Below are 11,300 nucleotides of genomic sequence, written 5' to 3' on the forward strand. Positions count from 1 at the left end.
TGCGGTCTCAGCTCGCGGAGCGGGTGGCGAGGAAGGTCAGCAGGAGCTTGCGCTGCAGGTCGAACATCTCGCGACGCTCCTCCTCTTCCTGATGGTCATAGCCCAGGAGGTGCAGGATCGAGTGGACGGTCAGCAGCAGCATCTCCTCCACCGCGCTATGTCCGGACTTGGCGGCCTGCTTCGCGGCGACCGTCGGGCACAGCACCACATCACCCAGCAGTCCCTCCTCGGTGGGTTCCTCGGCGGTGCCGGGCCGCAGTTCGTCCATCGGGAAGCTCATGACGTCGGTGGGGCCGGGCAGGTCCAGCCACTGCACGTGCAGTTTCTCCATCGCCTCTTCGTCGACGAACAGGATCGACATCTCGGTGGCGGGATGCAGGTGCATCGCCTCGAACACGAAGCGGGACAGGGCGACGAACTCGCGCTCGTCCACCACGGTGGTGGTCTCGTTGCGGATCTCGATGGTCATCTCTCAGCTTCCTGTGCCGGTGCGTCGTCGGGCGTCCCGGTTCCCGCCGGGGCGGATCTCCCACCGCCCGTAGGCCTCCACAATGTCGCTCACCAGGCGGTGGCGCACCACATCTCGCGGTGACAGGCGGCAGAAGGAGATGTCCTCCACGCCGGAGAGCACCTGCTCCACCACGCGCAGACCGCTGCTCTGCCCGCCGGGCAAATCCACCTGCGTGACATCGCCGGTGACCACCATGGTGGAGTTGAAGCCCAGGCGGGTGAGGAACATCTTCATCTGCTCGGGCGTCGTGTTCTGCGCTTCGTCGAGGATGATGAACGCGTCGTTGAGAGTGCGTCCGCGCATGTACGCCAGCGGCGCCACCTCGATGGTCCCGGCGCCCATCAGCCGCGGGATCGACTCGGGGTCGAGCATGTCGTGCAGCGCGTCGTACAGCGGCCGCAGGTACGGGTCGATCTTCTCGTTCAGCGAACCGGGCAGGAAGCCCAGGCGCTCCCCCGCCTCCACCGCCGGGCGGGTGAGGATGATCCGGTTGATTTGCTTGGACAGCAGCTGCTGCACTGCCATCGCCACCGCCAGGTAGGTCTTGCCGGTGCCGGCCGGGCCGATCCCGAAGGTGATGGTCGAGGATTCGATCGCCTCGATGTAGCTCTTCTGCCCCATGGTCTTGGGGCGGATGGTGCGGCCGCGGCTGGAGAGAATCGTGCGGCTGAGCACCTCCTCGAGCCGGGCCCCCTGGGCGCGGTCATCGCCGTAGAGGTTCGCTGCCCGCTGGACTGCTTCGGCGGTCACAGGCTGACCCTTCGCGGCCATCTCGATGAGGGAGCGCATAATGTGCTCGCTGCGGCGCAGGGCCTCGTCGGTGCCGCGCAGGGTCACCTGGTGGCCGCGCACGTGCACATCGGTATCGGGGACGACGTCCTCGAGCGCAGCCAGGGCCTGGTCATTCTCGCCCAGGACCTGGAAGGGGCTGAGGTGATCGGGGATCGCGAGCTTGCGCTCGTGAACCTCGGGGGTGCGGCCGGGGGCTGGCTGCAGGGGATCTGTCACAGTTCTCCTTCGGCGAGCTGGCCGCCCGCGAGGACATGCGCGTGCACGTGGAAGACGGTCTGCCCGGCACCGGCACCGGTGTTGAACACGAGGCGGAAGTCGCCATCGGCCTGCTGGGCGGCGACGTCCCGGGCGGTGTCCACGACGTGCGAGAGCAGCTGGGGGTCCTCGGCCAGCTCGGTGACATCCCGATGGTGCTCGCGCGGGACCACGAGCACGTGCACGGGTGCCTGCGGCTGCAGGTCCTTGAAGGCGATGACCCGCTCGTCCTCATGGACGCGGTCCGAGGGGATCTCGTCGGCGACGATCTTGCAGAAGATGCACTCCGCGTCACGACGCAGCGCGCTGGTCTCGGTGGTGGAGGTACCCATGTCAGCGAGTCTACGGGAGCGATCTGCGCCTCTTGCTGTTGTGCCACCCCACCTGGCTATGAGAAGTTTCAAGCACTATGACGACTCTTGGGATCATCCTTGCGAGCACCCGCCCCAATCGTGTGGGCGATTCCGTCCTCACCTGGGTTCGCCAGGCCGTGCCGACGGATACGACCATCGACCTGATTGATCTGCGGGAGCTTGCGCTGCCCGCCTATGACGGCTCCACGAGCCCGAAGAAGGGCCTCCCCAAGGAGTCCCAGCACGCGCAGGCATGGGGTGAACGGATCACGGACCTGGATGCTCTGCTGATCCTCACCCCGCAGTACAACGCCTCCTACCCGGGACAGCTCAAGACGGCGATCGACTACCTGTACGAAGAGTGGGAGAAGCTGCCCACGCTGCTGGTCGGCTACGGCTGGGGTGAGGCCGCCGATGTGCTGCCGCTGCTGGAGAAGCTCATGCGGCGTCTGAAGGCCAACGTGGTCGGCAGCATCGGGCTGGGCTCCGGCCCGGACCTCGAAGAGGACGGCACGCTGCACATGGCCGAGGAGAAGACCGCCGCGCTGCGCGGGCTTGTGGCCCGGCTGCTGAATCCCACCCGCACGGAGCGCACCGACGCCTGAACCCGAACCTCAGCCCCAGCGCCCCACCAGGGCGCTGAGCACCGCGAGGGCCGCGGGTCCAGCGGTCGAGGAGCGCAGCACCTCCGGGCCCAGCAGCACGGAGCGGGCGCCGATACCGCTCAGCGCTTCGAGCTCGGCCGGCTCGATCCCGCCTTCGGGACCGACGATGATCACGATCTCCTCGACGCCGTCGGCGCTCGCCATCCGCAGCTGATCAGCAAGGCTCATGAGCGCGCGGGATTCCTGCTCGTGCAGCACGAGCACCAGGGCACCGGACTGCACGAGGTCCCCGAGCCGGGCGGTCAGCTGCGCGGTGCTCATCGCGTCCTCGACCATGGGGATGCCTGGGCGGCGGCACTGCTTGACCGCGGCCCGCACCGTCGACTCCCATTTCGCACGGCCCTTGCGCAGTTTCTCGCCGCGCCACACGGACACCGAGCGCTGGGCGATCCATGGGATCACGCGGTCCACGCCGAGCTCGGTCGCGGATTCCACCGCCTGCTCATCCCGGCCGCCGGTGGCGAGGGCCTGCACGAGCGCCAGGCGCGGCAGGCGCTCCACGGCGGGGCTCGGGTCACTCAGAAGGCGCAGATCCAGCTGCTCCTTGCGGGCGGCGATCACCTCGGCGAGCACCTGTCGGCCGGGGCCGTCGGTGAGCAGCACCTGCTCCCCCACGCCGATGCGCGCGACCTTCGCCGCGTGCCGCCCTTCGTCCCCGGCGAGGGTCAGCTGCTCTCCCTCGCTCGCACGGGCGAGGGCGTCATCGTCGATGAGGAACCCGGGCGGCGTGGTGGGCATGGGCGCGCTTCCTCCAGGTGCGGTGCGGTCTCAGGCGTGGTCTCAGAGGTCGCGCAGGCGTTCGCGCAGCCGGGCGAAGGGACCCTGGCCCTTGACGGGGCGGCGGGTGGTTTCCTCCCCGCGCAGTGCTGCGAACTGGCGCAGCAGGTCCTGTTCCTCCTCGCTGAGGGAGGTGGGGACGTCCACGTCGAGGATGACCCGGATGTCGCCACGGCGTTCCCGGCGCAGCGGGGTGACGCCGAGTCCCTTCAGCGTGATCTCCTCCCCCGGCTGTGAACCGGGGGCCACGTCCACGTCCTGGGCGCCGTCGAAGGTCTCCAGGGGGATCGTCGCGCCGAGGGCTGCGGAGGTCATCGGAATGGCCAGGGTGGTCACGAGGTCATCGCCTTCGCGCTCGAACAACTCGTGATCGCGGACGGACAGTTCGACGAACAGGTCACCGGCCGGACCGCCGGCCTCCCCGACCTCACCTTCGCCGCGCAGCTGGATCCGCGTGCCGTTCTCGACGCCAGAGGGGACGCGCACGGTGACGGTGCGCTCGGCGGCGGTGCGGCCGTGACCGGAACAGGCGGTGCAGGGCGATTCGATGACATCGCCGTGCCCATCGCACGTGGGGCAGGGGGCCATCGTGACCATCTGCCCCAGCAGAGACTGGGCCACGCGCTGGACGTGCCCGGAGCCGTTGCACGCGGTGCAGGGGGTGGGGCTGGTGCCGGGCTCGCAGCACGAGCCGGTGCAGCGCTCGCACAACACGGCCGTGCGGAACGTGACCTTCTCCTCGGTGCCGAACACGACGCTGCGCAGGTCGATCTTGACGCGGCGCAGCACGTCTCCGCCGCGGCGGCGACGCGGGACGGGCCCTTGAGAGCGGCCGCGCATCCCGGAGGCCCCGGCGAACATGTCGAAGATGTCGGTGAAGTCGAAGCCGGCACCGCCGCCGGGGAAGCCGCCCATGCCCGGTCCGCCGCCCATGTCGTACTGGCGACGCTTGTCGGCGTGGGAGAGCGTCTCATAGGCCTGGGAGACCTTCTTGAACTTCTCGCCGGCCTCCGGATCTGGGTTCACGTCCGGATGGAGGGTGCGGGCGAGCTTGCGGTACGCCTTCTTGATCTCCTCGGTGGAGGCATCGCGGGAGACGCCCAGCAGGTCGTAGTAGTCCTCGTTCACTCAGGGTCCTTCGCAGGGTCGGTGGCCGCGCAGGCGGCGGGGGTCGGCGTGCGGCGGACAAGGGGCCGATGTGGCCTGTCGCGCCGGGGCACACGGGGTTACTCGAGATAGCGGGAGACGTAGCGGGCGATCGCCTGGACGGTGGAGATGCCGGTCACGTAGTCCATGCGGCGCGGCCCCAGGATCGCCAGGTGCGAACCGGCGCCGTACCCGGCCCCCACCAGCGCGGCGCGATGCAGGGCTTCGTCGTGCAGTTCAGAGCCGATGCGCACCTCAACATCGCCGGGGCGGATGTGCATTTCGGTGAACAGCCGCATGAGCACCAGCTGCTCTTCGAGAACATCCAGCAGCGGTTCGACATCGCGCGCGAAGTCCTGGGCGGAGCGGGCGATGTTCGCGGTGCCGGCCATCATGATGCGGTCCTCCACGCGGGTGGCCGCGAGCGCTGCGAGGGCCTCGGCGACCTCTGCTGCCGCGGGGCGTTCAGCGGGGCTGAGATCCTCGAGGTAGTCCGTGAGGGGCTGGGCGAGGTCGGTGACCTCCCGCCCGGCGACCACACGCAGCAGCTGATCGCGCAGGTCCAGGTAGTACTCGGCGGGCTGTCCCGCGAGAACGGGGACGGTGCGCTGGTCCACGCGTCCGGATTCGGTGATGAGCACGAGCAGCAGGAGGCTGTCGGCGACCTTCACGAGTTCGACGTGCCGCACCCGGGCCTGCTTGCGCGCCGGGTACTGCACCATCGCAACCTGCTGGGTGAGCTGGGCAAGAGCCCGGACGGTGCGGGCCAGCAGCTCCTCGACGTCTCCGGCGCCCTCGAGGAGGGTGCGGATGGCGCGACGCTCCGGGGCCGACAGCGGCTTGATCGTCGCGACGTGATCGACGAAGGCGCGGTAGCCCTTGTCCGTGGGAACGCGTCCGGCGGAGGTGTGGGGCTGATGAATCAGCCCCTCTTCCTCCAGGACCGACATGTCGTTGCGCACGGTGGCGGCGGAGACACCGAGCTCGTGGCGCTCCAGGAGGGATTTCGAGCCGACGGGCTCGCGGGTGGAGACGTAGTCCTCGACGATCGCGCCGAGGATCTGCAGCTTCCGGGCGTCCGTCGCTCTCACCTCCCTCTCTCACGGTCCACGCTCAGGATGCGCGCTGGGCACATAGCCACCCAGCACTCTGGCACTCACTGGCGCCAGGTGCCAATCCTACGCGCCGACGCGCCGGTCACCAGGGAGGCGTTCGCCACGAGGGGACACGACGCGCTCGCCCCGCCACCCGGTTCCCCGCGCTGTGCACCACCCCCGTGTACGGTGACGCGCGTGCCTGCTTCCTTCCCCGACCGGTACGGCCATGACGTTCTGTCCTCCGGCCCACCCGCCCATCACCGTCAGCGACCCGTAGCACGCGAGGTTCCCGTGCAGCGCGACCTCGTGGTCGAAGAGGCGTCGACAGGTTTCACCGGCGCGATCCAGCGCCTGGAGAAGATCGCCGGCGAGATCGTGGTGGAGCTCGAGGGCCGTGGCGGTGTGCGGCGCACCTTCCCGCTGGGTCCCGGCTTCATGATCGACGGGAAGCCCGTCGTGCTCACACGCCCCGCACCGCGCGCCCCGCGCGGTCCCAAGCGCTCCGCCTCCGGCTCCGTGTATGTCGAAGGGGCGAAGGCGCGCACGGCCCGGGCCTCCCGCATCTGGGTGGAGGGCACCCACGATGCCGAGCTGATCCAGAAGGTCTGGGGGCATGATCTGCGCATCGAAGGCATCGTCGTCGAGCAGCTCGAGGGCGCTGACAACCTCGTCGAGCGGGTGCAGCACTTCGCTCCCTCTCCCGGGCGGCGGCTCGGAATCCTCGTGGATCACCTGGTGCGCGGCTCGAAGGAGTCGCGGATCGCGGCTGAGGTGATGGCGCTGCCCGGCGCGAGCGGGAACGTCACCCTGCTCGGGCACCCGTATGTGGATGTGTGGCAGGCGATCAAACCGGCCCGCGTGGGTCTGCGCGAGTGGCCACATTTCCCGCGCGGCACCGACATCAAGGTCGGCACCCTCGCGGCGCTCGGCTGGCCGCATGAGGATGCCGCTGACATCGGTCTGGGATGGAAGCGGATCCTTGCCACGGTGCGGTCCTACGCCGACGTGGAGCCGACGCTCTCGGGCCGCATCGAGGAGCTCATCGACTTCGTGACCGTCGAGCAGAGCTGACGGGATCGCCGCTGCGGAGCAGCGACCCGGCGTCGCCTCGTCATCTCCATCGTTCTGGGGGTAAACCCCCACCGTCCTCGGCGGCTGTCCACGCGGACGCACGGGTCATCGAACTCTAGGCTGGGGTCATCGACGCACAGACCACTCCCGGTGGTCCCGGAAGGAGCCTGAGATGACCCAGAGCCCGTACCCCCACGACCCGTACTCCTCCCCACAGTCGGAGACCTCGCAGCCCGCGGGCTCTCAGCAGCCTGCCTTCTCGTCTCCGCAGAGCGCCCAGCAGGCCCCGCGCGCCGCCGGCGGGTCCTCCGACCAGGCCCCGGACCAGCCGGCTCCCGGCACCGCGGGCGTGTATGACGGTCCCCTGAGCGGCGAACCCATCAACCGCTCCGACTCGCGCCTGTGGGCGATGCTGTCGCAGCTCGCCGTGGGGCTCGGCCACGTCGTCTCCTGGGGCTTCCTGGGCTGGGTGGGTCCGCTGATCATCTTCCTGATCTACAAGGATCGTGACCGCTTCGTGCGCTACCACTCCGCGGAGGCCCTCAACGGTGCGATCGCGGTGCTCATCGCCCAGGTGGTGCTCACCGTCGTCATCACCATCCTCACGGTGATCACCCTGGGCCTCGGTTCATTCCTCTTCCCGCTAGTGGGGATCCCCGCGCTGCTGCAGCTGATCTTCGCGATCATCGGCGCGGTCAAGGCCAACCAGGGCGAGTACTGGAACTACCCGCTGAACCTGCGCTTCGTGAAGTGACTGACGCCCTCAGGGCACCAGGTCACGGATGACCGCATCAGCCAGCAGACGGCCGGCTCGCGTGAGGACCGCGCGGCCGGCCGTCAGTGCGTCCGCCTCCAGGTGACCGCGCTCAGCGTGGACGGCAAGCAGGTGACGCCGCTGCTCGGGGACGACGGTGACGTCGAGCCCATCGGCGATCCGCAGCTCGAGCATGATCCGCTCCACGAGACGGTCCTTGGCCGTGAGCTGCTCGGACTCCTGAACGGGCAGCCGCCCGTCGGCAAGGCGCGCGGCGTACCGGCTGGGATGCTTGAGGTTCCAGGAGCGTTCGCCGTTGCGATGGCGGTGGGCGCCGGGGCCGATGCCCCACCAGTCGCGTCCGGTCCAGTAAGCGAGGTTGTGCCGGGAGCGGTCCGCGCGGGTGCGGGCGAAGTTGGAGACCTCGTACCACTGAAGCCCGTCGGCGCGGGTGAGGTCATCGATCAGCTCATACTTGTCGGCCATGTCGTCGCCATCCGGGGCGGTGATCTCCCCGCGGCGCAGCTGCCGGGCCATCGCCGTATTGCCCTCGATGATCAGTGAATACGCGGAAAGATGGTCGATCCCGCAGTCCAGGGCGGCACGCACCGAGGTCTCCACATCAGCGAGGGTCTCCCCCGGGGTGCCGTAGATGAGGTCGAGGCTCACGGCGAGTCCGGCGTCCTTCGCCCACTGCACCACCTGGGGGATGCGGTCAGGGTCGTGGGTGCGGTCCAGGGTGGCGAGCACCGAGCGGACCGCGGACTGCATACCGAAGGACACGCGGGTGATGCCGCCCGCAGCGAGCTCGGCGAGGGAGTCCGGGGTGACCGAATCGGGGTTCGCCTCGGTGGTGACCTCCGCGTCCGGGGCGAGCGGGATGAGGGAGCGCAGATGCGCGAGCATGGCCACGAGATCACCGGCGGGCAGCAGCGTCGGGGTTCCGCCGCCGAAGAACACGGTCGCGATCTGTTGGTAGCGGTACCCGGCGGCGAGGTCATCGGCGAGCTGGAGCTCCATCTCCCGCATCGCGTTGGCGGGGTACTCGCGCTGTGAGCCACCGCCGCCGAGTTCCGCGTTCGTGTACGTGTTGAAGTCGCAGTAGCCGCAGCGCACCGCACAGAACGGGATGTGGATGTAGGCCGACAGCGCGCGCTGCGGGCTCGAATCGTCGCGGGAAGGCATCGACTCAGCTCCCCCGGCCATCAGAGGTCAGCGCTGCTGGATGGGAACGCACGCTGCCGGACTTCTCGAGCGCCCGCACGGCGGCGTTCACGAGAGAGCTGTACAGCACAGTGCCGCTCGTCGCGGACCAGTCGAGAACAGCTGCTGCCTGCTCAGCGTTCAGACCGCGGAAGGCATCGCGGATGCACACGCCGTGCCCGGGCCGACCGATCACCTCGATCGCATCACCGGCGCTGATCTCCCCCTCCTGGAGCACGCGGAGGTAGGTGCCGGGATGGCCGTGCTCGGTGAAGCGTCGACCGAAGCGCGGGTCCCCCACCCGCTCGGCGAGGGTCCCGCAGGGGGTGCGTTGGCAGGTGGCCTCGAGGATGGTACTGCCGATGCGCCACTGCTCGCCGATCTCGGCGCCGTCCGTGTCGATACCGGCGGTCACGAGGTTCTCGCCGAAGAAGCCGTCGGGGAACTGGCGTCCGGTGCTGCGTGCGAGCGCCTCCCGTTGCTCCCGGGCGAAGGCGTAGACGGCTTTGAACAGGCCGCCGTGGTGCTCGCGGTCCCCTTGCACATCGCCCCAGATGCCGTGGGTGAGCACCTGGATGGGTCCGTCGACGGGGCGCTTGTCAATGCCGCTCATCAGACGGCCCCGGGTGGTGACCGGGAACAGCTGACGCGGCAGGCAGATGGCGGCAAGGCTCCCGGTGACTGCTCGTGTGCTCATCGATCTCCCGAGCTCCGGCCTTACTTCTTCTTGCCGTCCTTGGAGGAATCGGCGGCGTCAGAGGACAGCGCGGCGATGAACGCCTCCTGCGGCACCTCGACAGAGCCGATGTTCTTCATGCGCTTCTTGCCCTCCTTCTGCTTCTCCAGCAGCTTGCGCTTCCGGGAGATATCGCCGCCGTAGCACTTGGACAGCACGTCCTTGCGCATGGCACGGATGTTCTCGCGGGCGATGATGCGCGAGCCGATCGCGGCCTGGATCGGCACCTCGAACTGCTGGCGCGGGATGAGGTTCTTCAGCTTCCCCGCCATCTCCACGCCGTAGTTGTAGGCCTTGTCGCGGTGGACGATGGCGCTGAAGGCATCCACCGGCTCGCCCTGCAGCAGCATGTCGACCTTCACCAGGTCCGCAACCTGCGAGCCGGACACGTCGTAGTCCAAAGACGCGTAGCCGCGGGTGCGGGACTTCAGCTGATCGAAGAAGTCGAAGACGATCTCCGCCAGCGGCAGCGTGTACCGCAGCTCGACGCGGTCCTCACTGAGGTAGTCCATGCCACCGAGGCTCCCGCGCTTGGACTGGCACAGCTCCATGACCGCGCCGATGAACTCGCTGGGCACCAGGATGGTGGCCTTCGCGACGGGCTCGCTGATCTCATGCACCTTCCCGGCGGGGAAGTCCGACGGGTTCAGCACCTCCACCTCGGTGCCGTCCTCCATCACCACGTGGTAGACGACCGACGGGGCGGTGGAGATGAGGTCGAGGTCGAATTCGCGCTCGAGCCGTTCTCGGATGATCTCCAGGTGCAGCAGCCCCAGGAAACCCACCCGGAACCCGAAGCCGAGCGCCGTGGAGGTCTCCGGCTCATAGCTGAGGGCGGCATCGTTGAGCTTCAGCTTGTCCAGCGCATCGCGCAGCGCCGGATAGTCCGAGCCGTCGATGGGGAACAGCCCCGAATACACCATGGGCTTGGGCTCGGTGTAGCCGGGCAGCGGCTCCTCGGCACCCCGCACGGAGGTGGTGACGGTATCGCCCACCTTGGACTGGCGCACGTCCTTCACGCCGGTGATCAGGTAGCCCACTTCACCGGTGCCGATGCCCGGGCTCGGCTTCGGCTCCGGAGAGCTCACGCCGATCTCGAGCAGCTCGTGGTGGGCGCCGGTGGACATCATGTCGATGCGGTCACGGGCCTCAAGGTGCCCGTCGACCACGCGCACGTAGGTGACCACGCCGCGGTAGGTGTCGTAGACGGAGTCGAAGATCATCGCGCGGCAGGGCGCATCGGGGTTGCCCTCCGGAGCGGGCACTGTGCGCACCACGTGATCCAGCAGGTCTGGGACGCCCTCGCCGGTCTTGCCGGAGACGCGCAGGACGTCCTCGGGGTCCACGCCCACGAGCTGGCCGATCTCTGCGGCGTACTTCTCCGGTTCCGCGCCGGGCAGGTCGATCTTGTTGAGCACCGGGATGATCGTCAGATCGTGCTCCATCGCCAGGTACAGGTTCGCCAGCGTCTGCGCCTCGATGCCCTGTGCGGCATCCACCAGCAGGATCGCGCCTTCGCAGGCGGCCAGCGAGCGGGAGACCTCGTAGGTGAAGTCCACGTGCCCGGGGGTGTCGATCATGTTCAGCGCATAGTTGTCGCCGTCGACCTGCCAGGGCATGCGCACCGCCTGGGACTTCACGGTGATGCCGCGCTCGCGTTCGATGTCCATCTTGTCGAGGTACTGGGCGCGCATCAGCCGCTCTTCGACGATCCCGGTGATCTGCAGCATCCGGTCGGCCAGCGTGGACTTTCCGTGGTCGATGTGCGCGATGATGCAGAAGTTGCGCAGCCGCTCCTGGGCGGTGGCGGCGGGCTGGATGTCCGTCGCCTGGTCGGCAGCGATCCTCGGGGTCACCGGCAGCAGTCCTCTCGTCGATGGCGGGGCCAGGCGCTGCTGCGCCGGGCATCGTCCTATGGTCTCACGGGGCGCGCGGGGCGT

The 11,300-nt window shown here is 68.8% G+C and carries 12 protein-coding genes; 3 read left to right on the forward strand and 9 right to left on the reverse strand.

The window, feature by feature from the left end:
• Window positions 1–7 precede the first annotated feature (7 nt).
• From ybeY to MU407_RS01625, 3 genes are read right to left on the reverse strand one after another with little or no spacing between them, the layout of a single operon-like run.
• Window positions 8–469, reverse strand: a complete 462-nt coding sequence (ybeY, locus tag MU407_RS01615) for an rRNA maturation RNase YbeY (RefSeq protein ID WP_246954846.1) — start codon at window positions 467–469, stop codon at window positions 8–10.
• Between the two features lie 3 nt (window positions 470–472).
• Window positions 473–1,519, reverse strand: coding sequence for a PhoH family protein (locus MU407_RS01620; RefSeq protein WP_246954847.1), 1,047 nt, complete (start codon window positions 1,517–1,519; stop codon window positions 473–475).
• On the reverse strand, window positions 1,516–1,890 hold the full coding sequence (locus MU407_RS01625; RefSeq protein ID WP_102236359.1) for a histidine triad nucleotide-binding protein: 375 nt from the start codon (window positions 1,888–1,890) through the stop codon (window positions 1,516–1,518). Before MU407_RS01625 ends, MU407_RS01620 begins: the two co-directional genes overlap by 4 nt.
• A 77-nt stretch (window positions 1,891–1,967) precedes the next feature.
• Here MU407_RS01625 and MU407_RS01630 point away from each other — a divergent pair, with 77 nt between their 5' ends.
• Window positions 1,968–2,516: an NAD(P)H-dependent oxidoreductase gene (locus MU407_RS01630; protein WP_246954848.1), complete on the forward strand. Its 549-nt coding sequence runs from the start codon at window positions 1,968–1,970 to the stop codon at window positions 2,514–2,516.
• Between the two features lie 9 nt (window positions 2,517–2,525).
• Here the strand turns inward: MU407_RS01630 and MU407_RS01635 are convergent, their stop codons facing one another.
• From MU407_RS01635 to hrcA, 3 genes are all read right to left on the reverse strand, one after another.
• Window positions 2,526–3,314, reverse strand: coding sequence for a 16S rRNA (uracil(1498)-N(3))-methyltransferase (locus MU407_RS01635; protein ID WP_246954849.1), 789 nt, complete (start codon window positions 3,312–3,314; stop codon window positions 2,526–2,528).
• Window positions 3,315–3,356: 42 nt separating this feature from the next.
• On the reverse strand, window positions 3,357–4,481 hold the full coding sequence (dnaJ, locus tag MU407_RS01640) for a molecular chaperone DnaJ (protein WP_102236362.1): 1,125 nt from the start codon (window positions 4,479–4,481) through the stop codon (window positions 3,357–3,359).
• A 98-nt stretch (window positions 4,482–4,579) separates the two neighbouring features.
• A complete protein-coding gene (gene hrcA / locus MU407_RS01645; RefSeq protein WP_102236363.1) occupies window positions 4,580–5,590 on the reverse strand; it encodes a heat-inducible transcriptional repressor HrcA in 1,011 nt (336 codons plus the stop codon).
• Window positions 5,591–5,791: 201 nt separating this feature from the next.
• Between hrcA and MU407_RS01650 the strand changes: the two genes are divergently transcribed.
• A complete protein-coding gene (locus MU407_RS01650) occupies window positions 5,792–6,667 on the forward strand; it encodes a DUF3097 domain-containing protein (RefSeq protein ID WP_246954850.1) in 876 nt (291 codons plus the stop codon).
• A gap of 172 nt (window positions 6,668–6,839) precedes the next feature.
• Window positions 6,840–7,421: a DUF4870 domain-containing protein gene (locus tag MU407_RS01655; protein ID WP_246954851.1), complete on the forward strand. Its 582-nt coding sequence runs from the start codon at window positions 6,840–6,842 to the stop codon at window positions 7,419–7,421.
• Window positions 7,422–7,430: 9 nt separating this feature from the next.
• Here the strand turns inward: MU407_RS01655 and hemW are convergent, their stop codons facing one another.
• Genes hemW through lepA form a run of 3 tightly spaced genes read right to left on the reverse strand, consistent with a single transcriptional unit; the run spans window position 7,431 to window position 11,222 of the window.
• Window positions 7,431–8,606 carry a radical SAM family heme chaperone HemW gene (gene hemW, locus MU407_RS01660; RefSeq protein ID WP_246954852.1) on the reverse strand — a complete coding sequence of 392 codons (1,176 nt, stop codon included), beginning with the start codon at window positions 8,604–8,606 and terminating at the stop codon, window positions 7,431–7,433.
• Between the two features lie 4 nt (window positions 8,607–8,610).
• Window positions 8,611–9,321, reverse strand: a complete 711-nt coding sequence (locus MU407_RS01665; protein ID WP_102236366.1) for an MOSC domain-containing protein — start codon at window positions 9,319–9,321, stop codon at window positions 8,611–8,613.
• Between the two features lie 20 nt (window positions 9,322–9,341).
• The gene (gene lepA / locus MU407_RS01670) at window positions 9,342–11,222 is read right to left on the reverse strand and encodes a translation elongation factor 4 (RefSeq protein ID WP_102236367.1); all 1,881 of its coding nucleotides are present in this window, start codon (window positions 11,220–11,222) and stop codon (window positions 9,342–9,344) included.
• Window positions 11,223–11,300: the final 78 nt, after the last annotated feature.

Source organism: Brachybacterium sp. Marseille-Q7125 (genome assembly GCF_023062615.1).
Lineage (GTDB): Bacteria > Actinomycetota > Actinomycetes > Actinomycetales > Dermabacteraceae > Brachybacterium.

Excerpts from the sequence above, each read along its gene's own strand:
- ybeY (WP_246954846.1), bottom strand. The coding sequence starts at position 469 with ATGACCATCGAGATCCGCAACGAGACCACCACCGTGGTGGACGAGCGC.
- MU407_RS01625 (WP_102236359.1), bottom strand. The coding sequence starts at position 1,890 with ATGGGTACCTCCACCACCGAGACCAGCGCGCTGCGTCGTGACGCGGAG.
- MU407_RS01630 (WP_246954848.1), top strand. The coding sequence starts at position 1,968 with ATGACGACTCTTGGGATCATCCTTGCGAGCACCCGCCCCAATCGTGTG.
- MU407_RS01635 (WP_246954849.1), bottom strand. The coding sequence starts at position 3,314 with ATGCCCACCACGCCGCCCGGGTTCCTCATCGACGATGACGCCCTCGCC.
- MU407_RS01655 (WP_246954851.1), top strand. The coding sequence starts at position 6,840 with ATGACCCAGAGCCCGTACCCCCACGACCCGTACTCCTCCCCACAGTCG.
- hemW (WP_246954852.1), bottom strand. The coding sequence starts at position 8,606 with ATGCCTTCCCGCGACGATTCGAGCCCGCAGCGCGCGCTGTCGGCCTAC.
- MU407_RS01665 (WP_102236366.1), bottom strand. The coding sequence starts at position 9,321 with ATGAGCACACGAGCAGTCACCGGGAGCCTTGCCGCCATCTGCCTGCCG.